A 25,135-nucleotide genomic window follows, 5' to 3' on the forward strand; every position below is an offset into this window, starting at 1 on the left:
CCGGGGCCCGGCGGGTGTGACCGCCGGGCCCTTCCCGTTCCCGTCTCCTCAGCCCCGCAGGGTCTGCATGAGCTCGCGGGTCGACGGCGCCGGCGCGACCCCCAGCTCGGAGAGCGCCTCGGTGAGCCGGTGGTACTCGGCGAGCACCGCGTGGCTCGACCCGAGCTGGGCCTCCACCTGCATCCGCACGCAGTAGGCGGCCTCGCAGAAGGGGTCCCGGTCGATCGCGAACGTCGCCGCCGCGCGGGCCCGCTGCGTGTGCCCCAGCCGGAACGCGAGCCGGGCGGCCTCGAGCGCGGCCTCGACGATGAGCACCTCGAGCTCGTGGCGGCGCTGCTCGGCCCACTCCAGGTCCGAGTCCGGCAGGTAGACGCCCTCGACGAGGGCGAGGGTGGCCTCCAGCCGGGACAGGCGCTCCTCACCCTCCAGCTCCGCGGCCTCGGCCGTGAGCCGCTCGAACCGCAGGTCCGTGCAGTCCACGTGGACCTCGTCGGGCCAGCGGACCAGTCCCTGCGCGGAGCGGGTGAGGCTCACCCCGGTGGCCTGGCGCAGCTTGTGGACGACCTGGCGGAAGTAGTTGCCGCCACGGCGCGGGTCCCCGTCCGGGAACAGCCGCTCCTGCAGGCGGTTCCGCTCGACGCCCTCGGGGTGCAGCGCCAGGTAGGCGGCCAGCTCCAGCACCTTGGTGCGCCGCGAGCCGCGCGGGCTCCCGTCCACCACCAGGTCCGGGTTGGGCCCGTGGGTGCGCACCTCGACGATCATCGGCCGGCTCGACACGCGCGTGGGCGCGGGATCGCGGCGCTCGCTCGCCGGGCGGCCGACCAGCCCCCGCCAGCGCTCGTCCGTGGGGTGCCGCTCGATCTGGCGGCGCAGCACGTCGGGCACGTCGGCCAGCGCCTGGCGCAGCACGAACAGGCTGTCCATGCCCTCGGCGGTCTCGAAGGCGAGCGCGGCCGCGGCCCGGGCCGCCTCCGGGTCGCCGCAGCGGGCCTCGGCCTCGGCGAGGTAGGCCGCCGCGACGGGCAGCATCAGGTCCCGGCCGGCGGCCTGCATGCCCCGGGTGGCCGAGCGGAGCACGCGGACCGCGTCGGTCGGCATGTCCGCCAGCAGGAACGCCAGCCCCTGGAACGTCTGGCCCCACTCGACGTAGGCGCGGTTGCCGCTGGCGGCCGAGTTGCTGATCGCGTCGGCGAGGGTCATGCGGGCGTCGTCGATCGCGCCGAGGGCGAGCTGCAGCCGCCCGACCACGACGCCGAAGCAGGGCTCCCACCCGAACTGGGTGCGCCGGCTGTGTTCCACGGCGGCCTCGGCGGCGTCGAGCGCCTCCTTCGGGCGCCCCTCCGCCCACAGCAGCCAGGCCTCGTGGAAGAACCACAGGTCGGTGTGCGAGCCCGAGCGGACCGCCTCGGGCACCTCGTCGAGCAGCTCGCGGGCGCGGTCGAGCCGGCCCTGCCAGATCAGCGCCAGCAACGGGTGCGGCGTGCGGTAGAACGAGCGCGGCGGCCAGTCCTCCTCCGCGGGCAGCAGGCGCAGCAGCTGGCCGAGCCTGCCCTGGACCAGGAGGCCCCAGCTGAAGATCCGCTCACTGTCGGTCCAGGCGATCCCCGCGGGCGGCGGGACCGGGGTGCGGCCCGCGACCGCCTCCAGCTCGTAACGGACCGCGACGGAGCGGTAGTCACCGCGGTAGTTCCCCATGAGCTCCAGCGCATCCGCGGGATGCCACTGCAGCGCGTACCCGAAGAAGGCGACGACCCCGGGATCGGCCTCGGCGACCGCCGTCAGCGCGCCCTGCTCGTGCAGCCGGCGGATCAGCGCCTGCGCCTCGGGGATCCGCCGCACGCCGTAGAGCACCCGGATCTGTGCCCCCTGCAGCGACGGGCGGCTGCGGATCCGTTCCGGCCCGAGGGCCTCGAACCAGCGGAGCAGGGTGGGCCAGTCCGCCCGCGTGCAGAGCCCGGTGACGGCGTGGTCCGCGGCGTCCGCGGCGGCGTCGGGCTCGTCCGCCTGCAGGTAGACCTCGACGGCCTCCTCGTACAGGTGCCCGTCGACGAGCAGGCCCGCCCGGCGGCGCAACAGGTCCGGGAGCTCGTCCGGCATCCGGGCGTGCAGCTCCTCGCGGAGGAACTGCCGGAACCGCGGGTGGTAGACGAGCGAGCGGTCCACCTGGGTGGCGGGCAGGTGCCGCGCGGCGAGGGACTTCCACAGCGCGTACCCCTGGTCGCCGCAGAGCTCGACGGCCGACCGCGCGGAGACGCTGGCCAGCACCGAGGTACGCAGCAGGAAGTCCTGCTCGGCCTCGGGCAGCCGGGCGAGCACCTCGCGGTTGAGGTAGGCGGCCAGCGCGTCGGGCCCGCCGTGCGGGTTCAGGCCGGGGACGACGTCGAACGCGACGGCGGCGATCCAGCCGTTCGTGGTGGCCGTCAGCGAGGCGGGATCGTGGGTGCCCTGGCCGTGCGCGGCGAGCAGCTCGGTGGTCTCGTCGATCTCCAGGGCCAGGTCGGAGCCGCCGACCCGGGCGATCCTGCCCTGCAGCATCATCCGGCCGATCGGCCCGTCGAGGTCCTCGCGACCGAGGATCACGGTCCGGATGCTGGGCGGCAGGTAGTCCAGGAACACCCCGAGCGCCTCGAGGGACTCCTCCGCGCCCACGAGGTGCTCGGCGTCGTCGACCACCAGCAGCAGGGGCTCGTCCGGGACACCCTCGGCGAGCATCGCGGCGACCTCGTCGATGGAGATCCGCAGGTCCGGTGTCTCGGCGACGCTCGGCGTGCCCGGGCGCACCGAGCGCAGGGCCTCCGCCAGGTAGAACAGGAGCCGCGACGGGCTGCGGTCGCCCTGGTCGACGGTGAGCCAGGCGAGCGGCCAGCCCTGGTCGGCGGCGCAGAGCTGGGCCTGGACGGTCTTGCCGGAGCCGGCGGCGGCGAACACCGCGACCGTCTCGTGGGTGCGGAGGAGCTCCGCGAAGTGCAGGTCGAGGCGTCCGCGGGCGATCGTCACGGTCGGTAGTCCTGGTGGCCGAACCTTGTGACGAAGGATCATGGCAGCCCCTGTGTCGCATCGATCGACGGTGATCGCGTGAACCCCAATTAAGGCATATCACCCCCGGTCGCTCAAGCGGCTGGACGAGGTATCCGAACGACGGTTCGGACTCGCGACCGCACGACCGCGCAGGGTAACGAGGCCGGTAACGGCGCCTCCCGGGTGCAGGGCGCCCGGTGCCCGGGTGACGGGCCGGTCTTAACGATTCCGATAACGCGCCGCGGCTTGGTTTGGCGCACAGCACCACTGCGACTACAGGAGCAGCCCCGTGTACTACTACTTCCCGGACAACTACCGGTGGTCCTCGGCGTTCAACCTGGCCCTGATGTCGGGCGGCACGCTGGGCGAGCTGCACCGCGGGCTGGGCCACCTGGACGGCAGCGACCCCGACAACCTCGACGACGTCGCGTGGGGTCAGGCGTGGGCGAACATGGCCCGCGAGCAGGAGGAGCAGGCCGCGAAGGACCTGGAGGCCGGCTTCCCGCGCAGCGCGGGCGCGCGCTACCTGCGTGCCTCGGTCTACCACGCCAGCGGCGAGCGGATGATCCCGCCGGGCGAGGAGAAGACGGCGAGCTACAAGGAGGCGCTCGACGCCTTCGGGAAGGCCGTCGAGCTGTCACCGCTCGACATCGAGCTGGTCCAGGTCGACTCGCCGGACGGCGTGCTGCCCGGCTACCTCATCCCGGCCCGCGGCACGGACGGCCCGGCCCCGGTGGTGATCTTCTACGGCGGCTTCGACGTGACGAAGGAGCTCCTCTACTGCTTCATCGAGGACACCTTCCGCAACCGCGGCATCAGCTGCCTGGTCATGGACTCGCCCGGCGTCGGTGAGCCGCTGCGCTTCCGCGGCGTGCCGAGCCGGCCGGACTACGAGGTCCCGACCGCCGCGGTCGTCGACTACCTGGAGACGCGCACGGACGTCGACTCCTCGCGCATCGGGATCATGGGCATCTCGCTCGGCGGCTACTACGCGCCGCGCTCGGCGACCTTCGAGAAGCGGATCAAGGCCGTCGCCGCGTGGGGCGGGATCTGGGACTGGGGCAAGACCTGGGAGAAGCGCTGGGGCACCCGGTCGAAGACCGTGTCCGTGCCGTGGTTCCAGCTGCCGTGGGTGATGGGCACCGAGACCATGGAGGAGGGCCTGGAGCGCGTCAAGCAGTGGACGCTCGTGGATGTGTTGCCGAAGCTCACCCAGCCGCTGCTGATCGTGCACGGCGAGAACGACCGCCAGGTCGTCGTCGCCGACGCGCACTCCGCGTTCGAGGCCGCCGGTTCCGAGGACAAGACGCTGCGGATCTTCACCGTGGCCGAGGGCGGCGCCGAGCACTGCCAGACCGACGAGCCCGACCCGGCCCGCCAGCTCATCGCCGACTGGTTCGTGAGCAGGCTCCGATGACCGCCGTGCAGGGGTACACGCTCGCGGACGTCCACGCGCTGTGCGAGCGCTACAACAACTGGGGCCGCTGGGGCGACGACGACCAGATCGGCACGCTCAACCACGTCGAGCCGCACATGATCACCGCGGCGGGCGCGCTCGCCAAGCAGGGCAAGGTGATCTCCTGCGCCCTGCCCTACGACCAGAACGGCCCGCAGAACGGCTGGGGCGGCCGGGTCAACCCGCTCTACTTCATGCTGCAGGACGGCGGCGACGCGGCGATCGGCGCGCAGGACCACATGGCGGGCCTGCGCTACGCCGACGACGCGGTCTACATGCCGCTGCAGTCCGGCACCCAGTGGGACGCCCTCTCGCACGTGTTCTACGAGGGCAAGATGTACAACGGCTACGGCCTGGAGAACGTCTCCAGCACCGGCGCCAAGCGCAACGGCATCCACCTGACGGCGGAGAAGGTCGTCGGACGCGGTGTGCTGCTGGACATCCCGCGCCACCGCGGCGTGGACTGGCTCGAGCCCGGCGACGGCATCGGCAGCGAGGAGCTCGCGGCCTGCGCCGAGCGCCAGGGCGTGCGGGTGGGCAAGGGCGACTTCGTGCTCGTCCGTACCGGGGCGATGGCGGCCGTGCGGGCCAAGGGCACCTGGGGCGACTACTCGGCGGGCGACGCCCCCGGCCTCAACCTCGACTCCACGCACTGGGTGTGCGAGAACGAGATCGCCGGGCTGGCCACCGACACCTGGGGGATGGAGGTGCGGCCCAACGAGATCACCGAGATCTTCCAGCCGCTGCACGTCGTCCTGCTGGTGAACGTCGGCCTGATGGTCGGGGAGATCTTCGACCTGGAGAAGCTGGCGGACGACTGTGCCGGCGACGGGGTCTACGAGTTCCTGTTCGTCGCGGGCCCGTTGCCGTTCACCGGGGCGGTGGGGTCCCCGCTGAACCCCCTGGCCATCAAGTGAACGGGGCCATCCAGTGAACGGGGCCGTCAGGTGAGAGGGTCGGTCACGTGAACCCGGCCGAGCTGGAGGACCTGGAGGTCGCCTGGTCGCCGGATCCCGCCGACTTCGCGGGCACTCCGGCAGGCCGGATGGCGGCCCGGCACGGGATCGCGACGTTCGACGAGCTCGCGGCCCGGTCCGTGTCCGATCCGGAGTGGTTCTGGGCGGCCGCCGCGGAGGACGTCGGGCTGCGCTGGCTCGAGCCCTACGACAGGGTCGTCGACCTCTCGGGAGGCATCGAGTTCCCGAGGTTCTTCGCGGGCGGTGCGCTCAACTGGTCCGACTACGCGCTGGACCGCTGGGTCGACGCCGGTGCCGGGGAGGTCGAGGCGATCGCCTGGGAGGGCGACGACGGCTCGACCCGGTCACTGTCCTATGCGGAGCTGCTGGCCCTCGTCGAGCAGGTCGCGGGCGCGTTCCGGGCCCGCGGGGTGGGCCGCGGCGACGTGGTCGCGCTCTACCTCCCGATGGTCCCCGAGGCCGCCGCCGTGATGCTGGCGGCGGCCCGGATCGGCGCGATCGTGGCGCCGTTCTTCAGCGGGTTCGGGCCGTCCCCGGTGCGCGAACGGCTGCTGGACTCCGGCGCCGTCCTCATGGTCACGGCGGACGGCTTCACCCGCCGCGGCAAGCTCGTCTCGATGAAGGAGACCGCCGACGAGGCGGCCGCCGAGGCCCCGGGCCTTCGGTCCGTGCTGGTGCTGCGCCGGTTGGGCCGGGACGTCCCGATGACCGAGGGCCGGGACGAGTGGTGGGACGAGGCCCTGGCCGCCGCACAGCCCGTCGCTGTGCCTGAAGTGTTGCCCTCGGATGCGCCCTGCATCCTGCTGTACTCGTCCGGCAGCACCGGGCGGCCCAAGGGCTGCCTGCACACCCACGCGGGCCTGCCGTTCAAGTTCGCACAGGAGGCACGGCACGGCTACGGGATGCAGCCGGGGGAGCGGCTGCTCTGGCTCACCGACATGGGCTGGGTGATGGGCGCCTACCTGGTCACGGCGGCGCTCACCAACGGCGGCACCGCGGTGCTGTTCGAGGGCGTCGCGGACCATCCGACGCCGGACCGGCTGTGGTCGCTGATCGAGCGGCACCGGATCACGGTGCTCGGCCTCGCGCCCACTCTCGTCCGGATCCTGGCCGGGATGGGCGACGAGTGGCCCGACGCCCACGAGTTCCCCGACCTGCGGGTCATCGCCAGCACCGGGGAGCCGTGGAACGTCGAGCCGTGGCGCTGGGGCTTCCGGCACATCGGCAAGGGGCGGGCGCCGATCGTCAACATGTCGGGCGGCACGGAGTGCGGGGCGTCGATCGTCAGCTCGTCGCTGCACCGCCCGATCAAGCCGGCGGGGTTCAACGGCAACACCCTCGGCATGGACGCCGCCGTCGTCGACCCGGACGGGAAGCCGTTGTCGCAGCAGGTCGGCGAGCTCGTCGTCGGGGCTCCGTGGCCGGGCATGACCCAGGGCCTGTGGGACGGCGCGGAGCGCTACCTGGAGACCTACTGGAGCCGGTTCCCCGGCCGCTGGCTGCAGGGCGACTTCGCCTACCGCGACGGCGACGGGCACTGGTTCCTGCTGGGCCGCTCGGACGACACGATCATGCTGGCGGGCAAGCGGGTGGGTCCGGCGGAGATCGAGTCCCTCCTGGTCGACGACGTCGACGTGGTCGAGGCGGCCGCGGTCGGGGTGCCGGATGCGGCCAAGGGCGAGGCACTGGTGTGCTTCGTGGTCCTCGCCGAGGGCGCGGACGCGGCGGAGGTGACCCCGCGCCTGCAGGAGGCGGTGGCCGCCCGCGAGGGCAAGGCAACCCGCCCCAAGGCGGTGCACGCCGTCGCGGCCCTGCCCAAGACCCGCAACGGCAAGGTGCTCCGCCGGGTGGCGAAGGCGGTCTACCTGGGCACGGACCCCGGCGACCTCACCGCCCTGGAGAGCCCGGAACCCCTCGCGGCCTTCCCCCGGGCCTGAGCACCCGTGAGTGGCGATAGTCGCTCTGGCGACCATCGCCATTCACGAGGTCGTGGTCAGCCGGGTGGGCGGTAGCCGCCGTCGACCTGGAGGATCTCGCCCGTCACCGCGCTCGCCCCGGGTGAGGCGAGGTAGGCGAAGGCGTTCGCGATCTCGCTCGGATCGATCATGCGGCCGATCGGGGTGGACTCCGCGTAGCGCCGCTCGAGATCCGGGGGCACCTCGGCGCCGCCGAAGATCCCCGTGCGGGTGGGGCCGGGGGAGACCGCGTTGACCCGGATCCCGTCGGCCGCGTACGCCATCGCCAGCGAGCGGGTCAGGTGCGAGACGGCGGCCTTGACCAGCCCGTACGCCGGTGCAGCCGGGGTCGGCCACAGGGCGGCGGACGAGGCGGTGTTCAGCACGACCCCGCCGCCGTGCTCACGCATGTGCGCGATGCCCGCGCGGCAGCCGTGCCAGACCCCGGCGACGCAGACCTTCCAGAGCTTCTCGAAGTCCGTGTCCGCGCCGTCGGCGAGCAGGGCGCCGCCGGCGATGATCCCCGCGTTGTTGACGACGATGTCGCAGCCCCCGAAGCGGTCCACCGCCTCGGCGATCATCGCGTCGACGGCCGCGGCGTCCGTGACGTCCACCGTGGTCACCGCGACCCGCTCGCCCAGGTCTCCCGCGGGCGTCGCCAGATCGGCGAGGAGGACGCGCGCGCCGTCGCCGGCGAACCGCTCGACGACGGCGCGGCCGATTCCGGAGGCCCCGCCGGTGACGACGGCGACCTTGCCGTCGAGAGGGCCCTGGAGGGTCATGCCCTGACCCCGGCCAAGTGGCGGTCGAAGAAGGCGAGGACGATCTCCGCGGTCGTCTCCACCAGGGGGCCGAGCGGGCCCCCGTGGTCGCCCTGGGGCAGCAGGTGCAGCTCCTTGGGCTCCCCGGCGGCGGCATGGACGCGCTTCGCCTGCTCCACCGGGACCACGGAGTCGTCCTCGGTGGCGATCACGCACAGCGCCCGCGGCGCGATGGCGGCGGACTCGGACTCGGGGGAGAAGGCGGCCGCGAGCAGCGCGTTCTCCAGCGGGTAGCCGGCGGGCTGGGCCTGGCGCATCAGCTCGGCCTCGGCGCGGGCGGGCTCGGTGTCGGGCATCGGCATCATGCTCGGCAGCTCGACCCGGGCCGCGGGATCCGCCTCGGCACGGGTCCGCAGGCCCGCCCAGGCGTCGCCGTGCAGGCCGGAGAGCCAGCGCTCGCCGTCGCCCACCGGGACGATCGCGACGCAGGCGCGCAGGAAGTCGTCCCGGGCCGCGGAGGCGATCGCGATGGCCCCGCCGAAGCTCGCGCCGAGGACACCGATCGCGGTGCCGTCGACGTCGTCACGCCCGGCGAGCCAGCGGGCCGCCGCGGAGACGTCGCGGGCCTGCTCGGCGGGCTCGGACCGGCCGCGCACGCCCTCGCTGCCGCCGAAACCGCGGTGGTCGAGCGCCAGGCTGACGTACCCGGCCCGGGCGAGCAGGTCGGCCAGGGGCAGCACGCGATGGTTCACCGCGCCGCTCCAGCCGTGGGACATCACGACGGCGGGGCGGGGACCGGAGAACCCGGCGGGGGTGACGAGCACGCCCTGCAGGCGGAGGCCGTCGCTCTCGAGGTGGACGATGTCATGGCTCACGACCCGATTCGAGCGTGCGTCCATTACCGGCCGCGTTACCCGGACCAGGGACAACGGCGGCCCGCCATCCTGGTCCGTATGGCCATCACCGCGATCGACCCGGGCCGGATCCTCGAGTACCTGCAGGGTTGCCGCAGCCTGCAGCTCGCCACGCTCGGCCCCGACGGCTGGCCGCACCAGGCGACCATGTGGTTCGGGGTGCTCGACGGCGATCCGGTGATGTGGACGCAGAAGACCTCGGTCAAGGCGCGCAACATCCGGCACGATCCGCGCGTGTCGTGCCTGGCGGAGTCCGGGCGGGCCTACGACGAGCTGCGGGGCGTCAGCGCCCGGGGCCGCGCCGAGCTCGTCGAGGACCCCGACGAGCTGGTGCGGATCGGCGCCGTGGTGATCCCGCGCTACTGGGAGGAGCCGCTGCCGGACAGCCGGGCGATGGCGCTGTCCGGGGCGCGGGTGGGCATCCGCATCCACGTCGAGCACTGGGCGAGCTGGGACTTCTCGACGGCCGGCGCGGCGGACCGCAAGCGGTCCTGACTGTCGGCCCGGCGCGGCTCGGGCGGACCGGGCTCAGGACTCGGCTCAGCCGGACGCGGCGAGATCATCCGTGCGGGCCGGCTCCGAGAGGGTCCGCGCGGCCGTGCGCAGCGCGGCCACCCGGGCGTCGTCACGGCCCTGGGGCATCCGGTTGATGGTGCCGATCAGCGCGAGCGTGGCGGCGAGCGAGCCGTCGATGCCGAAGACGGGAGCGGCGATGCAGCGCAGGCCGTCCGCCGACGCGTCGCTGAACGACGTGCCGGTGCGGCGGATCTCGGTCCGCCGCTCCAGCAGCGCCTCCCGCTCGCCGGCCGGCACGCCGGTGAGGGCGCGCTCCACGGCCCGCTGCTCGCTGAGGTGGGACAGGAACATCTGGCCCTGCGCGGTGGCGATGGGCAGCGTGGACCCCACGGCGACGGAGATCCGGATGAAGCGGCTCTGCTCGTCGTGCACCCGGGCGACGAGCGGGCCGCTGCCGCCCCAGACCGACAGGATCGACGTCTCGTGAACGCTCTCGGAGAGCGACCGCATGATCGGGTCCGCGCGGTCGAGCAGCGGGAGCCGGTCCAGGGCCAGCAGCCCGACCCGGGAGAGCGTGGGCCCGAGCGCGTAGCCCTGGCCCGGGCTGTGCACGAGCAGGCCGTGCTTGACCATCGCGGCCAGGTAGCGGTACGTCGTGGAGCGGTTCAGGCCCAGCTCCGCGGTGGCCGTGGCCAGGTCGACCCGGGCGCGCTCGTGGGTGAACAGCTCCATCACGCGCGTGACCCGCGCGAGGACCTGGAGGTCCCGCCCCTCGGGTGCCGCGGCGGCGGTGCTGCCGCCCGGTTGCTCGTCCATCCGTCCTCCTCGTCCCCGCGACTCTAGTCGGGGGCGGACGGTTGCCCACCTCCTCGCGCCCGTGCTCTACTGGGCGACGCTGAGATGTAAAGCTTTACAGGAGGTGGTCGCATGGTCGACGGTCCGTTGACCGGCCTGCGGGTGATCGACGCGGCCACGCTGGCGGCGGGTCCCCTCGTCGCGACCTGGATGGGCGAGTACGGCGCCGAGGTGATCAAGATCGAGCAGCCCGACGGCGGCGACGCCCTGCGCCAGTGGGGTGCCCAGCGCGACGGCGTCGGGTTGATGTGGAAGAGCCTGGGGCGCAACAAGAAGTGCGTCACGCTCAACCTGCGCGGGGAGGCCGGCCGGGACCTGCTGCGCGCGCTCGCGGCCACCGCGGACGTCGTGATCATGAATCTGCGCCCGTCGACCCTGCGGAGGTGGGGCCTGGACTACGAGGGGTTCGCCGCCGTCAACCCGAAGCTCGTCATGGTCCACGTGACCGGGTACGGCGCCGGCGGGCCCAAGTCCGACCGGCCCGGGTTCGGCACCCTCGGCGAGGCGATGTCCGGCTTCGCGCACATGACGGGTGAGGCGGACGGGCCGCCCACGCTGCCGGCCTTCATGCTGGCCGACGGGGTGGCCGCGCTCAACGCCACCTACGCGGTGATGATGGCGCTCTACCACCGCGACGTGCACGGTGCCGACGGCCAGCTGATCGACATCAACCTGATCGAGCCGCTGGCCCGCCTGCTCGAGCAGCCCGTGCTCACCTACGACCAGCTGGGCACGCTCCCCGCCCGGATGGGCAACAAGTGGGACATCTCCGCGCCCCGCAACACCTACCGGACGAGCGACGGACACTGGCTCGCGATGTCCGGCAGCGCGCCCACCATCGCGATGCGCGCACTCAAGGCGGTCGGCCGGGCGGACCTGACCACCGATCCGCGCTTCGCCGAGGCGCAGCAGCGGCTGCGCAACGCCGAGCTCGTCGACTCCGTGATGGCGGAGTGGATCGCCGGCCGCACGCTCGACGAGGCCATGGCGGTGTTCGAGGAGGCGGAGGTGGCCGCCGCCCCGGTGTACGACGCCGCCCAGCTGCTGGCGGACCCGCAGCTGCAGGCCCGCGGCACGTACCCGGAGATCCCGGACCCGGACTTCGGGTCGATGCGGGTCCAGGCCCCGGTGCCGCGGCTCTCGGCGACGCCGGGCGGCATCGACCACCTGGGCGCGGGCATCGGCGCGCACAACGACGAGATCTACGGCGGGCTGCTCGGGCTGTCCGAGGCGCGGCGCCGCGAGCTGCACGAGAACGGGGTGATCTGATGGCGCGCCCGATCCGGCCCCGGCGGTCCGAGCTGGCCACGCCGGCCAGCAACGACCGGATGTTCGCGAAGTCGGCGGCCTCGGCCGCGGACCTGGTGTTCCTCGACCTGGAGGACGCCTGCGCCCCGGCCGAGCGGCTCGGGGCCCGGGGCAAGGCGGCGAAGGCGTTGCGCGAGCTGGACTGGGGGAGCACCGTCCGGGCGATCCGGATGAACGGCGTGGACACCCGCTGGGCGTACGGCGACGTGATCGAGGTGGTCACCGAGGCGCGCTCGGCGCTCGAGGTGATCATCGTGCCGAAGGTCCGCCGTGCCCGGGACGTGTGGTGGGTCGACACGCTGCTCAGCCAGGTCGAGGAGACGATCGGGCTGCCGCCCAAGGGGATCGGGCTCGAGGTGCTGATCGAGGAGACCGAGGGGCTGGAGAACGTCGGGGAGATCGCCCGCTCCTCGGACCGGCTGGAGGCGATCGTCTTCGGCGCCGGGGACTTCTCCGCGTCGCAGGGGGCGCGGGTGGACACCAACTTCGACCCGGTCGTCGACTACCCGGGGGACATGTGGCACTACGCGCGCGCCCGGGTCGTCGTCGCCGCCCGCTCCGCCGGGATCGACGCGATCGACGCGCCCTTCCCGAACTACCGGGATCCCGACGCGTACCGGACGGCGTGCGATCGCGCCGCCGCGATGGGCTACGTCGGGAAGTGGGCGATCCATCCCTCGCAGATCGATCCGGCGAACACCGCGTTCGCCCCCACGCCGGAGGAGATCGCCCACTCCCGCCGCGTCGTCGCCGCCTACCGCGAGGCCGAGGCGGCCGGCAAGGGCGCCACGGGCCTGGACGGGATGCTCGTCGACGCGGCCCACCTGCGCCACGCCGCCACCGTGGCGCGGACCGCCGAACTCCTCGGACTGCAGGGCTGACGCCCGCCTCAGTAGCGCACGGCGCTCTGCAGGAGCGGCGGGTAGGCCTCGGACGTCTCGCCGTCCACCGTGGTCCCCGCGAACTGGAGCATCGCGCGCAGCGGGCCGTGCAGGCCGGCGGGATAGCCGAGATCGGGTGCGGAGGCCTCGTCGAGGCGGCGCAGGGCGTCGGCGTCGAGGACGAGGTCCGCGGCCGCGAGGTTCTCCTGGAGCTGTCCGACGCGGCGGGCGCCGACGATGGGGACGACCGTGCCGGGCCGCGAGCGCAACCAGGCCAGGGCGACGGCGGCGGGGCTCTCGCCGAGCCCGTCGGCGACCGCGGTGAGGGCATCGATCACCCGGAACTGGTCCTCGGTCGGACCGCCGACGAACGCGGTGCGGGCCGAGTCGGCGACCGCGGCGTCGCGCCGGTACTTGCCGGAGAGGAAGCCGTTCTTCAGCGGGCTCCACGGCACCACGGCGAGGCCCTGGTCCAGGGCAAAGGGCACGAGCTCGGTCTCGACCGTGCGAGCGAGCAGCGAGTACTCGACCTGGAGCGCGACCAGCGGGGTCCAGCCGCGCAGCTGCGCGAGCGTCTGGGCCTGTGCGGTGAGCCAGGCCGGGGTGTTGGAGAAGCCGACGTAGCGGACCGTGCCCGCGCGCACCAGGTCGTCGAGGGCCCGCATGGTCTCCTCGATCGGGGTGTTCCGGTCCCAGTTGTGCAGCCAGTACAGGTCGACGTGGTCGGTCCGCAGCCGGCGCAGGGACTCGTGGAGCTGCGCGGTGATCGAGGAGCGGCCGGCGCCGCCGCCGTTCGGGTTCCCGGGGTGCATGTTGGTGAAGAACTTCGTCGCGAGCACCACACGGTCGCGCACGCCGGGGTTCGCCGCGAACCAGTCCCCGAGGATCGCCTCGGAGTGGCCGTTGGCGTAGAAGTTCGCCGTGTCGACGAGGTTGCCGCCGCGGTCGAGGTAGGCCGCGAGGATCTTCTCGGACTCCTCGACGCTGCACCCGGCGGCGCCGGGGTCCTCGCCGAAGGTCATCGCGCCCAGGGCGAAGGGGCTGACCCGCAGGCCCGAGCGGCCCAGGGTGAGGTAGTGGTCGAGCGGCACGGTGGTGCTCCCGTCGGTCGGTGATCCGTCCTGCTCAGCCAACCGCCGGCCGGTGCCGGTGGGTAGGCCGTCCCTGCTCCGCTCTTGCACGATCCTGCTCGTTTCGGTGGGATCGGGCCGATCCGGGGCAGACTGGGCCCGTGTTGACGGAGATTCAGCGGCTGGTGCGGCGGCATGCCCGCCCCGACCTGACCACGGCCGTCGACGGGCTGCTGCTGTCCCGTGTGGACCGACAGACCGAGCCGGACCATTCGCTGGCCGAGCCGCTGCTGGTGCTCATGGCCCAGGGCGGCAAGGAGCTGTTCCTCGGCGACCGGTCGTTCGGCTACCGGGCGGGGGACTACCTGCTGGTGACGACGGACCTGCCGGTCACGGGGCAGTTCGTCGACGCGACGCCCGAGGCGCCCGCGCTGGGAATCGGGATCCGGTTGCGCCCGGCCGTCATCGCCGCCCTGCTGCTCGAGGCGCCCCTGCACGCGGCGCTCCGCAGCGCGGCCCCCGCGTTGGCCGTCGGCCGGGCGGGCCCGGAGCTGCTCGACGCGGTGCTGCGGCTGCTGCGCCTGCTGGAGCGCCCCGGCGACGTCGCGGTGCTCGCGCCGATGCTGGAGCGGGAGATCCTCTGGCGGGTGCTGACCGGCCCGCACGGCCCGGTGCTGCGCCAGATCGGTCTGGCGGACAGCACGCTGACGCACGTCGGGCTCGCGATCCGGTGGATCCGGGACCACCACGCCGAGCCGCTCCGGATCGAGGAGCTCGCGCGCCGGGCCGCGATGAGCAGCTCCGCCTTCCACCGCCACTTCCGCGCGGTCACGGCGATGAGCCCGGTCCAGTTCCAGAAGCGGATCCGCCTGCAGCGGGCCCGATCCCTGCTGCTCACGTCCCCCGGCGACGTCGCCGGGGCCGGCCATGCGGTCGGCTACGACAGCCCCTCCCAGTTCAGCCGGGAGTACCGGCGCCTGTTCGGCGCACCGCCGGGGCGCGATGTCGCGGCGCTGCGGGTCGCCGGTCCGGCGGTGGAGCGGGCGTTGCCCTGAGGACGGCCGGGGTCGGGCTGCGGCCGTCCGGCACCCGAGGTCGAGGGCGTCGTGATCGGTGACGTGGTGCGCTCACGCAGGCCGGCGATGCGTCAGCGCACCGCAACGGCGATCAGGGCCTGGTCGAGCAGCTCCCGGTGTCGTCGTCGCGTCTCGGGGCTACCCGGCGGGCGGAGCGTCGTGGGTGTCCGGCCCCGGACCGCCCGGTTCGTCGCGCCGGACGGACCACTCGACGGGCGGTGCGGAGTGGCTCAGGCGTTCCCGCAGCCCGGCCGCCATGCCGGCGATGGTGAGGAGGTCGAACAGCTCGCCCACCGTCGTCGCCAGCCACCGGTGACGGACCGGGTGTAGGCGCAGGCGCAGGGCGACCCGGGTGGCGTCGCCGGCCTCCTCGAGGGTGATCGACCAGGTCACGTCCGTGCGTCCGCGGCGCGAGGAGTAGACGAGGGAGCGGGGCGGATCGAGCGCGGCCACGGTGAAGGTCTCGTGCGGCCCGCCGTAGTCCGGCACGACGTCGCCCACCGCGAGGTCCGTGAACGGTGCGAGGAGCGACCGGGTGGCCCGGTTGCGGTGCGGCAGAACGCGCTCGAGCGCGACGGGGAGGTACCAGCCACCCCGCTGCTTCCCGAGCTGCGCGATCCACGGCCAGACGTCGTCCGGGGCGCCGGGCACGGTGAAGGCCCGGTCCATCACGACGTCGGGATGGGGCAGGACGGCGTCCCCGGGCCGCGGGGCATGGGCCTCGGCCCGGGTGGGACGGACACTCCGGACGATCCGCTCCGCTCCCGCGACCAGCACGCCCAGCACGCCCGCGGCGACGACCCCCGCGCCGGCCCTTCGTCCACCGAGATGTGCGGTCCGGACGCCCGGAACCGCCGACTCGCGGGTCATACGGGGGCGGTGGGGCGGTCGCGGGTCGCCGGCGGCGCGGCGGTGGCGGGGTGGATCTCGGCGAGGCGCAGCCTCGCGTCGAGCTCGGACCCGAGCTCCCGCGCGCCCGTCCGCTGCCCTGGCCGCCACCGCATCGGGCGACGATAGCGCCCCACGCCTCGTGAGTGGCGATAGTCGCTCCAGCGACTATCGCCACTCACGGTCAGGCGGTCACCGTGAGGCGGCCGAGGGTGGTGGCGCCGTCGGGGTGGTCGGCGGGGACCACGCCGGACCACAGGGCCGTCCAGCAGGAGGGGCAGCTGTACTGGCGGAACACGATCGGCGTGTCCACGTAGTCCGCGGCGGTCGCGATGATCTGCGGGCCCGCGTCCGTCGCGGGACCCTCGTGGACCGCCAGCGCCAGGCGTTCGCCGCCGATCGCGCCGAGGATCTCGCCGCAGTGCCGGCAGGCGACGGAGTCCCCGGACTCGACCAGGTTGTCGTCCACCCGCTTGACCGAGCCGAGGTCGGCCTTGCCGCCGGTCTCGCCGTCGACCCGGGACCGGTCCCGCCGGATGCCCCGCAGGCGCTGCCGCTCGGCGGCGGTGGCCGCGTCGTCGACCGAACCCCCGGACACGACCACCCCGTAGACGCCGTGGGCCGCGTCCGCGCTGATCTTGTTCTCGCGCAGGTCACGGGCGACCGCGGCCGCGTCGCGGGTGAGCGGGTCGCCGTATCCGCCGCCGCCCTGCCAGGTCATCGCGAACACCTCGCCGGGGGCGAGATAGCTCGACGCGTAGTTCTGGCCGGGCTCGAGGGTGTCCGAGACCTCCTCGAGCGACGACGGCATCGTGCCGGCCGCCAGCAACGAGGCGACCCGGCTCTGCCGCGCCACGACGTCCAGGCCCGTGTTGCCGGGATGTCCGCCGGAGAGCCCGGCGTTCTGTGCCACCGCCTTCCCCGCCGAGGCCAGGACCAGGCCCATCGGGATGCTGGTGCCGTGCGGGGTGAACGCCAGGGAGGCGCCGAGCCCGCCGCGGTGCCGGCCGGGGCCGCCGGAGTCCGGCACCTCGCGCCGCCACAGCGTCAGGACGGGATAGAGGAACTCGGTCATCTCGACGTCCGGCACCCGGCCCATGGGGATGCAGAAGAGCCCACCGGTGTCGATGCCGTCCGCATGGGGACGGGCGCCGTAGCCGCCGGCCATGGGCTCCATCATGATCGAGAGGAACGGGGCGGGCTGCTCGCCGCGCTCGTCCAGCCCGGCGATCACGGCCGTGTCCCAGGTGCCGCAGCAGGTCGCCTGCACGTTCTTGCCCAGCTCCAGGTCCCGGTCGAGCATCTGGGACAGGCACTCCGCGATCAGGCTGCCCGTCAGCCAGGCCGGCCCGATCGGCCCGCGCCCGACGGCGGCCGGGAAGGTCGCGTTGTTGAGCGTGCCCTCCTCGGTGACGAGGTCGAAGCAGCGCATCAGACCGCCCGCGGACCACGGGATGTCGGCGGCCAGGATGGGCAGCAGGGCGAGCATGACGCCGCCGCGCATGCCCGCGTAGGTGCAGTTGACCACGCCGGCCTGCGGGTCCGTGCCGGTGAAGTCGAACGTCAGGTGGTCGCCGGCCTTGGTCGTGGTCACCGTGATCTTGTGCAGGTTCCGGTCGCCCTCGTGGGACTGGTCCTGGTAGCCGGTTGCGCTCCACGAGCCGTCCGGCAGGGCGGTCAGCTTGTCGCGCAGGCGGTGCTCCGCGTCGGACATCATCCGCTTCATCACGGCCTTGACCGTGTCCGCGCCGTACTGCGCGATCAGCGCGTGCAGCCGCTCGGCGCCGACGTTGTTCGCGCCGATCTTGGCCCGCAGGTCCAGCCCGATCAGCATCGGGACGCGCGAACGCCGCACCCAGAGGTCCGCGACGTCGCGCTGCAGCTGCCCGCCGCGCACCACCTTGACCGGCGGCGTCGGCAGGGACTCGGAGAAGACGTCCTGCGCCGCGGGGGAGAACGACCCGAGCCCGACGCCGCCGAGGTCCGGCTGGTGCGCGATCGCGCTCGTCCAGGCGAAGAGCTCGCCCTCGTGGAAGACCGGCTGGTAGACCATGACGTCGTTCTGGTGCAGCCCGCCGCCGACCCACGGGTCGTTGGTGAGGAACATGTCGCCGGACTCGATGCCGGGGTTGCTCGCGCGGTTGCGCAGCGTCCAGTAGATCGCGAGGTCCACGGCGCCGACGAGCATCGTGTTGTAGAGCCCGACCTGCACCTCCTGGCCCAGCTCGTCGGAGATGGCGAAGTCGAAGTCGTTGGCGTCGGTGACGATCGGCGAGCCGGACATCCGCTTGAGGGCCTCGCCCATCTCGTCCGTGACGGACCAGAGGCGGTGCCGGATGACCTCGTACGTCAGGGGATCGAGCGCGTCGACCTGCTCCTGCGTGACACTGTGGACCTTGAGCGACGACGGCAGGCTGCGCGCCAGCTCGTCCGGGTCGACGGGGCGGCTGGAGAAGGCCTCCGAGCCGGGGATCGGCATGGTCACTTCGAGTCCCTCCTGATCGTGAGGTTGCCCAGGTGGTCGACGGTGCCGGTGCTCCCGCCGGGGACCACGACGGTGGTGGTCGGCACCTCGATGATCGCGGGCCCGGCCAGCACATGGCCCGCGCGCAGCTCGCGGTAGTCGTAGATCGGGGTGTCGACGTAGCCGGTGGCGGCGTTCAGGCACACGGGCCGGGTGGTGAAGGGCGAGGCGTCCCCGGTCGCGTCGGCCACCGGGGGCAGCTCGGGCCGGAACGGCAGCACGCCGACCGCGCGGACCCGGAAGGTGATCGCCTGGATCCCCGCCTCGCGGAAGCCGGCGTCCTTGCCGAACAGCTCGGCGTAGCGCTTCTCGAACGCGTCCGCCGCGGCCTCGATCTCCGGCATCCCCAGGGGGCCGCCCGAGACGGGGGCGGTGACCTCGGCGAGCTGCATGGAGTAGCGCATGTCGATCTCGCGATGCAGCTCGACCTTCTCGAAGCGCAGCCCCTGCCGTTCCAACCCGTCGGTGACCCGCTTCTCCAGCTCGGCGAAGTTCCGTTCGGCGCGGGCCGGGTCGAAGGGCACGATGGTCGGGTCGGACAGCTCCGCCGCCAGCACGATGTCGCTCGACGCCAGCCCGAACGCGGAGAACGCGCTGGCCACGGACCCCAGCGGCACCACGACCTCGTCGACCCCGACCTCCGCCGCGTAGCCGGCGCAGTGCGCGGGGCCGGCACCGCCGAAGGCGTAGAGCACGAAGTTGCGGGGATCGTGCCCGGACTCGACGACGGTCTTGCGCAGCAGGTCGCCCGTCTGTGCATTCTGGACGGTGTAGATCGCGGCGGCGGCCTGCTCGACGGTCAGCCCGAGCGGCTTGGCGATCTGGGTGTCGATGGCCTGGCGCGCCAGCTCCAGCGACAGCGGCTTGCGCCCGCCGAGCAGGCCCTTCTCGGGCAGGATCCCCAGGACGAGGTTGGCGTCGGTGTTGGTGGGTTCGGTGCCGCCGTTGCCGTAGCAGGCCGGACCGGGGACCGCCTGAGCGCTGCGCGGCCCGATGCGGAGGTTGCCGCCGGCGTCGAGCCACGCGATGGCGCCGCCGCCGGAGCCGATCGCGTCGACGCGCAGGGTGGGCACGTTGATCGGGTGGTGGTTGATCACCGTGGTGGTGTCGCGGACGGGTTCGCCGTCGACGATCAGGCCGGCGAGGAACGTGGTGCCGCCGACGTCGGTGGAGATGATGTTGCGGTGGCCGAGCTGGCGGCCCAGCGCCACCGAGCCGACCACGCCGCCGGTCAGCACCGACCCGACGGTGGAGATCGCCGCGGCGGGGGCCTCCGTGGCGGCGACCGCGCCGCCGTTGGACTGCATGACGAGCAGCGGGCCGCGCAACCCGTTCTCGCGCAACGAGTTCTCGAGGGTGCCGAGGTAGTCCCGCAGGCCGGGGCCGATCTGGGTGCTCATGATCGTCGTCGCGTTGCGGGCGAACTCCCGGATCCGGGGGCTGACCTCGCTCGACAGGGCGACGAACAGGTCGGGGGCCTCCTCGGCGATCAGCTCGCGCAGCCGGCGCTCGTGCACCGGGTTGCGGAAGGACCAGAGCAGCGAGACGGCGATGGCAGCCACCCCGTCGGCGACCAGGGAACGGATCGCCGCGCGGGCCTCCGCCTCGTCCAGGGCGACCACGATGGCGCCGTCGCGGTCGATCCGCTCGGTGACCTCCAGCGCGTGCCGCTTGGGGATCAGTCCGTGCTGCTTGTCCTGGCCCAGCACGTTCTGCAGCTCGTGCGGCGCCCTGCCCAGGTAGCGACCCTCGACGTTCATGATGAAGATCGAGTCGCGGTGGCCCTTGGTCGTGAGGAACCCGACCGGCGGGACGTTGCCCATGACCAGCGCATTGAGCGACGACGTGGTGCCGTGCGCGATGTGGTGGGTCTCGGCGAGCATCTCCGGGAGGCTCTTGCCGAGCTGCTCGGCCAGGAGCTCCAGGACGTCGAGGACACCCCGTGAGTAGTCCGGCGGGGTCGACGGGGACTTCGCGGCGAGCACGGTCCCGGCGGTGCCGGAACTGCCGTCGTCGAGCACGGCATCGGTGAACGTGCCGCCCACGTCCACGCCGATGACATAGGCCATGACTAGCGCTCCTTCGCGCGGTGGGGATTGCCTGACGGTTGCGTAGACTATTCAACACCTACGCTGAAGGCAACCTTGACTTCTGTCCCGCCGATGGCGTCGAATAGTCGACGATGACGTCAAGGGAGGCGTGGAGATGCGGTTACGACGGGTCGCGGTGCTGGGCGGTGGTCCGGGCGGGCTCTACACCGCGCGGCTGCTGAAGCTCGCGAACCCCGCCTGCGAGGTGCGGGTGTACGAGCAGGGGGATCCCGACACGACGTTCGGGTTCGGCGTCGGGCTCGCGGCCGGCACCCAGCGGAAGCTGGAGGCCGCGGACCCGGACACCCTGCACGAGCTGGTCGCGCTGGGCCTGCGCCACGACATGACCATGCAGGTCGGGGCGGACACCGTGCGGGTGCACAACGACCGGCTGATCGGCGTCGCCCGCACGGAGCTGCTGGCGGTGCTGCAGCGGCACGCGGAGAAGGCCGGCGTCGTCCTCGAGTTCGGGGTCCGCCGATCGGCGTCTGATGTGGACGCGGATGTCGTCGTCGCGGCGGACGGGGTGTCGAGCGCGACGCGCGAGGCCGGGCCCTACGGCGGGTCGATCGAGGTCGGGCGTGGGCTGTACCTGTGGTGCGGCACGGACTTCCCGCTCGACGACGCCGTGTTCGCGCCCGTCGACACCGAGCACGGCACCTTCGTGACGCACGCCTACCCGTACTCCGGCGGCCGCTCGACGTTCCTGATCGAGACGGACGAACGGACCTGGCGGCGGGCGGGCTTCGACGCGTCGACCGCGGCTCTCGAGGCCCCCGGCACCCCGTTCGACGCCTCGGACGAGACCTCGCTCCGGTTCCTCGAACGGGCCTTCGCCGAGCAGCTCCGCGGCCGCCCGCTGATCGGCAACCGGACGCGCTGGACGCGGTTCCGCACGGTCCGCTGCGAGCGCTGGTCGAGCGGGAACACCGTGCTGCTCGGCGACGCCGCCCACACGGCGCACTTCTCCATCGGCTCCGGCACGAAGCTGGCCATGGAGGACTCGATCGCGCTGGTCGAGGCGCTCGGTGAGGAGTCCGGTGTGGACGCCGCGTTCGCGCGGTACGAGACGGTCCGGCGGCCCGCCGTCGAGAGGCTGCAGGAGCTCGCCCGGCGCAGCCAGCTGTGGTGGGAGTCGTTCCCGGGCCGGACGCACCTGCCGGCGGCGCGGTTGATGGTGGCCTACATGTCGAGGGCCGGGAACGTGCCGCTGGAGCGGTTCGCGGAGACCGCACCGGACGTGGTGGATGCGGCCCTGGACCAGTACGCCGGATTGAGCGAACGGCACTCTCGCTCACCAGGTGTGAACGAAGGGGCCGCTCGCTCATCGGATGGCGATGGGAGCGAACGGGCCGTTGGCTCACCAGGTGTGAACGAGGGGGCCGCTCGCTCATCGGCGGAGTGGGTGTTCGCGCAGCCCTTGGTGTACGGGGGGCGGGACTTCCCCTGCCGGACCGCGGTGCCCTCGCTGGAGCGGCTGGACTGCGCGCCGGACGATCCCTGGTCGGCCGAGGGGGACGCGCTGGTCGCGCGGGCCCGGGGGACCGGCGGGGTGCTGGTGACCGGCGGGTCCGGTCGGGCGGCCCTGCTCACCCGGCTCGACCTGGCCGAACGGGTCCGGCTCGAGACCGGGGTGCTCACCGCGGTGGAAGGACCCGCCGCGTTGCGGGACGATCTGGCGGCCGGGCTGGTCAGCGGCCGTACCGACCTGGTGCTGCTCACCGAGGAGGAGGCCCGATGACCGCGCCCGCGAGCCCGGCCCGGACCGGCGATCCGCTCGTCCCGTACCCGGCCGACGCCGTGCGCCGCTACCGCGAGGCGGGGTTGTGGGGTTCGCGCACGATCCCGCAGGAGTTCCGCGCCGTCGCGGCACGGTACCCGGAGCGCGACGCCGTGGTCGCCCTCGACGGGCGGATGACCTACGCCGAGCTCGACCTCCGCACGGACCGCCTCGCCGCCGGCCTGGCGGCGCTCGGCCTGCGGCCGGGCGACCCGGTGCTGTTCCAGGTCACGAACCGGCTGGAGTCCGTGGTCGCCTGGTACGGCGTGCTCAAGGCCGGACTGGTCCCCGTCGCGACGCTGGCGGCGCACCGCGGCCACGAGATCGGGGAGATCAGCCGTCGCGTCGGTGCGGTGGCGCACCTCGTGGAGCCCGGCGGGCGCTTCGACCTGGTCGCCTTCGCCCACGAGCAGCAGCGCGACCATCCGACCCTGCGGCACGTGCTCGTCCTCGGCGAGCTCCCCGACGCCGACCCGGTTCCCGCGGACGGCCCGGTTCCCCCGGACGACGGCGACCCGGACGGGGTCGCGGTCCATCAGCTGTCCGGTGGCACCACCGGCGTCCCCAAGGTCATCCCGCGCCGGCACGCCGAGTACTGGTACAACGCCGCCGCCTACGCGCGGACCTGGGGCTGGACGCCGGACTCGCGGGTGGCGCACCTGATCCCGATCATCCACAACGCCGGCATCGTGTGCGCGGTCCACGCCGTGCACAGCGTCGGCGGCTGTCTCGTGCTCGGCAGCCCCGACCTCGACGAGTCGTTGCCGCTCATGGCCCGCGAGGCCGTCACGCAGGTCCTGCTCGGCCACGTGCACTACCGCGCCGCGGACCATCCGGACTTCGACGCCGCGGCCACGTCCCTGACCCGGGTGATCCTCTCCGGCGCCAAGGTCCCGCCGCGGCTGTTCGACGCCCTCGAGGCCCGCGGGCTGTGGTCCGGGCAGCTGTTCGGGATGGGCGAGGGGATGTTCCTCGCCACCCGGCCCGACGCACCCCGCCGGGCGCGGCTCGAGACGGTCGGGACCGCGTTGTCCCCCTTGGACGAGGTGCGGATCCTCGAGCCGGACTCCGAGGAGGTCGCGGACGGCGTCGGGGAGCTGTGCTGCCGCGGGCCGTACACCCTGCCCGGCTACTACGACGCCGCCGAGCACAACGAGCGGGCCTTCACCGGCGACGGCTTCTACCGCACCGGCGACCTGGCCGCGTGGGTGGAGATCGACGGCGAGCGGTACGTGTCGATCGAGGGGCGCATCAAGGACCTGATCAACCGCGGCGGCGAGAAGATCAACGCCGAGGAGGTGGAGCTGCTGCTGCTCCGCCACCCCCGCGTGAGCGGCGTCGCCGTCGTGCCGATGCCGGACCCGCGGCTCGGCGAACGGACCTGCGCCTACGTCGTCGTCGACGGGCCGGAGCTGTCCCTGGCCGAGGTGCAGGAGCACTTCGCGGCGCTCGACGTCGCCAAGTTCAAGTGGCCCGAGCGGATCGAACACCTCGCCGAGATCCCGCGGACCCTGGTGGGCAAGATCGACAAGAAGGCCCTGGCGGCCGACATCACTGCGAAGGTGAGCTCGTGAAGCGGATCGGACTCGTCGTCCCCAGCTCCAACGTGACCGTCGAGACGGAGATCCCGGCGCTGCTCGCGCGGCACCCGGAGCGGTTCTCCTTCCACTCCAGCCGGATGCGGATGGCGCAGGTCTCCGCGGAGGAGCTCAAGGCGATGAACGCGCAGCGCGAGCGGTGCGTCGACGAGCTGGGCGACGCCCGCGTCGACGCCCTGCTCTACGCCTGCCTCGTGGCCGTCATGGCCCAGGGGGTGGGGGAGCACCAGCGGGTGGAGGAGGAGATCCGCGGCCGCACCGACGCCCTCGTGCTGTCCAGCGCGGGCGCGCTCGTCGACGGCGTGAAGGCGCTCGGGGCGACCCGGATCGCGTTGGTCACGCCTTACCTGCGGCCGCTGGCCGAGCAGGTCGTGGCCTACCTGGAGGCCGAGGGGATCGAGGTCGTCGACTGGGCGGCGCTCGAGGTCGGCGACAACGCGGAGGTCGGCTGCATCCCCGGCGACCGGGTGATGACGGCGGCCCGTGGCCTCGACCTCTCGCGCGCGGAGGCGCTGGTGATCTCGGCCTGTGTGCAGATGCCGTCGCTGGACCTCGTGGCGCCCGCCGAGGAGGAGTTCGGGCTGCCGGTGCTCTCCGCGGCGACGGCCGGGGCGTACGCGCTGCTCACGGGGCTGGGCCTGGACCCGGTGGTCCCGGGCGCGGGCAGGCTCCTACAGGGCTCGGCCTGATGGTCGGCTCCGCGAGCTGCGCCTCCCCTACCATTCCCGCATGAGCGAGAACGGAGCGCCTCGGCGCCGCGGCGGGGCGAGCACCGCCCGTCGCGAGCTGGTGGAGAACGAGCTCTACGAGCACGCCACCCGCCTGTTCGCCGAGCGCGGGTTCGCCGGCACGAGCCTGCAGGACATCGCGGACGCGCTCGGCATCACCCGGCCCGCGCTCTACTACTACGTCAAGAGCAAGGACGAGCTGCTGGCCAAGCTCGTCACCGAGGTCACCAACGGGCCGCTCGACGAGCTGAACGCCCTCGTCGCGCGCGAGCCGGACCCCGTCGGCCGGCTCCGCGGGGTCGTCGAGATCATCGTGGGCCGCCGCGTGACCCAGCCCGAGCGGTTCCGACTGCTCATCCGCTCCGAGGCGGAGCTGCCGGCGGAGCTGACCGAGGCCTACGACGAGAGCCGCCGGGTCGTGCTGAAGGTGATCGCCGGCGTGATCGACGGGGGCGTCCGCGCCGGGCGGTTCCGGCCGGTCGACGCCCGCGTCGCCGCACTCGGCGTCCTCGGCATGTGCAACTGGGTCGCCTGGTGGTTCCACCCCGGCGGTCGCGACAGCCCGGACGGCGTGATCGCGCAGCTCGCGGACATGGCGGTGGGCTCGCTGGTGCGGCCCGACCACCAGGCGCCGGAGGGCGCGGGCCCCGCCGCGGCGCTGAAGATGCTGCGCCAGGACCTCGACCACCTGGAGCGCCTGCTCGATCTGTGAACGCCTGCGTCAAACTGTTGACTCTATC

The 25,135-nt window shown here is 73.3% G+C and carries 20 protein-coding genes; 11 read left to right on the top strand and 9 right to left on the bottom strand.

Annotation, left to right across the window (positions count from 1 at the left end):
- Window positions 1–48 precede the first annotated feature (48 nt).
- Window positions 49–2,997, bottom strand: coding sequence for an AfsR/SARP family transcriptional regulator (locus ABD324_RS25215; RefSeq protein WP_344421998.1), 2,949 nt, complete (start codon window positions 2,995–2,997; stop codon window positions 49–51).
- A gap of 310 nt (window positions 2,998–3,307) precedes the next feature.
- On the opposite strand from ABD324_RS25215, the gene ABD324_RS25220 reads away from it, so the two are divergent.
- From ABD324_RS25220 to ABD324_RS25230, 3 genes are read left to right on the top strand one after another with little or no spacing between them, the layout of a single operon-like run.
- Entirely contained in the window at window positions 3,308–4,435 is a 1,128-nt protein-coding gene (locus ABD324_RS25220; RefSeq protein WP_344422001.1) for an alpha/beta fold hydrolase, read from the top strand.
- Window positions 4,432–5,391, top strand: a complete 960-nt coding sequence (locus tag ABD324_RS25225) for a cyclase family protein (RefSeq protein ID WP_344422004.1) — start codon at window positions 4,432–4,434, stop codon at window positions 5,389–5,391. Before ABD324_RS25220 ends, ABD324_RS25225 begins: the two co-directional genes overlap by 4 nt.
- A gap of 47 nt (window positions 5,392–5,438) precedes the next feature.
- Window positions 5,439–7,388 (top strand): AMP-binding protein, encoded by a 1,950-nt coding sequence (locus tag ABD324_RS25230; protein ID WP_344422007.1) that lies wholly within the window; start codon window positions 5,439–5,441, stop codon window positions 7,386–7,388.
- 56 nt (window positions 7,389–7,444) lie between these two features.
- Here the strand turns inward: ABD324_RS25230 and ABD324_RS25235 are convergent, their stop codons facing one another.
- A complete protein-coding gene (locus tag ABD324_RS25235) occupies window positions 7,445–8,188 on the bottom strand; it encodes an SDR family NAD(P)-dependent oxidoreductase (protein ID WP_344422010.1) in 744 nt (247 codons plus the stop codon).
- Complete coding sequence (locus tag ABD324_RS25240) at window positions 8,185–9,042, bottom strand: alpha/beta hydrolase (protein ID WP_425565898.1); 858 nt, start codon at window positions 9,040–9,042, stop codon at window positions 8,185–8,187. Before ABD324_RS25240 ends, ABD324_RS25235 begins: the two co-directional genes overlap by 4 nt.
- Window positions 9,043–9,120: 78 nt before the next feature.
- Between ABD324_RS25240 and ABD324_RS25245 the strand changes: the two genes are divergently transcribed.
- Window positions 9,121–9,576 (top strand): pyridoxamine 5'-phosphate oxidase family protein, encoded by a 456-nt coding sequence (locus tag ABD324_RS25245; protein ID WP_344422016.1) that lies wholly within the window; start codon window positions 9,121–9,123, stop codon window positions 9,574–9,576.
- A gap of 45 nt (window positions 9,577–9,621) precedes the next feature.
- Here ABD324_RS25245 and ABD324_RS25250 read toward each other — a convergent pair whose 3' ends face one another.
- Complete coding sequence (locus ABD324_RS25250) at window positions 9,622–10,413, bottom strand: IclR family transcriptional regulator (protein WP_344422019.1); 792 nt, start codon at window positions 10,411–10,413, stop codon at window positions 9,622–9,624.
- Between the two features lie 111 nt (window positions 10,414–10,524).
- Between ABD324_RS25250 and ABD324_RS25255 the strand changes: the two genes are divergently transcribed.
- A complete protein-coding gene (locus ABD324_RS25255; RefSeq protein WP_344422022.1) occupies window positions 10,525–11,721 on the top strand; it encodes a CaiB/BaiF CoA transferase family protein in 1,197 nt (398 codons plus the stop codon).
- Window positions 11,721–12,641, top strand: coding sequence for an HpcH/HpaI aldolase/citrate lyase family protein (locus ABD324_RS25260; RefSeq protein ID WP_344422024.1), 921 nt, complete (start codon window positions 11,721–11,723; stop codon window positions 12,639–12,641). The genes ABD324_RS25255 and ABD324_RS25260 overlap by 1 nt, the downstream gene beginning before the upstream one ends.
- A gap of 8 nt (window positions 12,642–12,649) precedes the next feature.
- On the opposite strand, the gene ABD324_RS25265 is transcribed toward ABD324_RS25260, so the two are convergent.
- The gene (locus tag ABD324_RS25265) at window positions 12,650–13,732 is read right to left on the bottom strand and encodes an aldo/keto reductase (protein ID WP_344422524.1); all 1,083 of its coding nucleotides are present in this window, start codon (window positions 13,730–13,732) and stop codon (window positions 12,650–12,652) included.
- A 140-nt stretch (window positions 13,733–13,872) separates the two neighbouring features.
- Between ABD324_RS25265 and ABD324_RS25270 the strand changes: the two genes are divergently transcribed.
- Window positions 13,873–14,766 (top strand): AraC family transcriptional regulator, encoded by an 894-nt coding sequence (locus ABD324_RS25270; protein ID WP_344422027.1) that lies wholly within the window; start codon window positions 13,873–13,875, stop codon window positions 14,764–14,766.
- Window positions 14,767–14,925: 159 nt separating this feature from the next.
- Here ABD324_RS25270 and ABD324_RS25275 read toward each other — a convergent pair whose 3' ends face one another.
- From ABD324_RS25275 to ABD324_RS25290, 4 genes are all read right to left on the bottom strand, one after another.
- Complete coding sequence (locus ABD324_RS25275; RefSeq protein WP_344422030.1) at window positions 14,926–15,657, bottom strand: SRPBCC family protein; 732 nt, start codon at window positions 15,655–15,657, stop codon at window positions 14,926–14,928.
- Window positions 15,654–15,791 carry a hypothetical protein gene (locus tag ABD324_RS25280; RefSeq protein ID WP_344422032.1) on the bottom strand — a complete coding sequence of 46 codons (138 nt, stop codon included), beginning with the start codon at window positions 15,789–15,791 and terminating at the stop codon, window positions 15,654–15,656. The genes ABD324_RS25275 and ABD324_RS25280 overlap by 4 nt, the downstream gene beginning before the upstream one ends.
- A gap of 68 nt (window positions 15,792–15,859) precedes the next feature.
- Complete coding sequence (locus ABD324_RS25285; RefSeq protein ID WP_344422034.1) at window positions 15,860–18,160, bottom strand: hydantoinase B/oxoprolinase family protein; 2,301 nt, start codon at window positions 18,158–18,160, stop codon at window positions 15,860–15,862.
- The gene (locus ABD324_RS25290; protein ID WP_344422037.1) at window positions 18,157–20,268 is read right to left on the bottom strand and encodes a hydantoinase/oxoprolinase family protein; all 2,112 of its coding nucleotides are present in this window, start codon (window positions 20,266–20,268) and stop codon (window positions 18,157–18,159) included. Before ABD324_RS25290 ends, ABD324_RS25285 begins: the two co-directional genes overlap by 4 nt.
- A gap of 136 nt (window positions 20,269–20,404) precedes the next feature.
- Here ABD324_RS25290 and ABD324_RS25295 point away from each other — a divergent pair, with 136 nt between their 5' ends.
- Genes ABD324_RS25295 through ABD324_RS25310 form a run of 4 tightly spaced genes read left to right on the top strand, consistent with a single transcriptional unit; the run spans window position 20,405 to window position 25,107 of the window.
- The gene (locus ABD324_RS25295; protein WP_344422040.1) at window positions 20,405–22,030 is read left to right on the top strand and encodes an FAD-dependent monooxygenase; all 1,626 of its coding nucleotides are present in this window, start codon (window positions 20,405–20,407) and stop codon (window positions 22,028–22,030) included.
- Entirely contained in the window at window positions 22,027–23,643 is a 1,617-nt protein-coding gene (locus ABD324_RS25300) for a (2,3-dihydroxybenzoyl)adenylate synthase (RefSeq protein WP_344422043.1), read from the top strand. The genes ABD324_RS25295 and ABD324_RS25300 overlap by 4 nt, the downstream gene beginning before the upstream one ends.
- Entirely contained in the window at window positions 23,640–24,356 is a 717-nt protein-coding gene (locus ABD324_RS25305) for a maleate cis-trans isomerase family protein (RefSeq protein WP_344422046.1), read from the top strand. Before ABD324_RS25300 ends, ABD324_RS25305 begins: the two co-directional genes overlap by 4 nt.
- A gap of 40 nt (window positions 24,357–24,396) precedes the next feature.
- Window positions 24,397–25,107, top strand: coding sequence for a TetR/AcrR family transcriptional regulator (locus ABD324_RS25310; protein WP_344422049.1), 711 nt, complete (start codon window positions 24,397–24,399; stop codon window positions 25,105–25,107).
- Window positions 25,108–25,135 lie beyond the last annotated feature (28 nt).

This window comes from Pseudonocardia ailaonensis, assembly GCF_039531635.1.
Taxonomy (GTDB): Bacteria; Actinomycetota; Actinomycetes; order Mycobacteriales; family Pseudonocardiaceae; genus Pseudonocardia; species Pseudonocardia ailaonensis.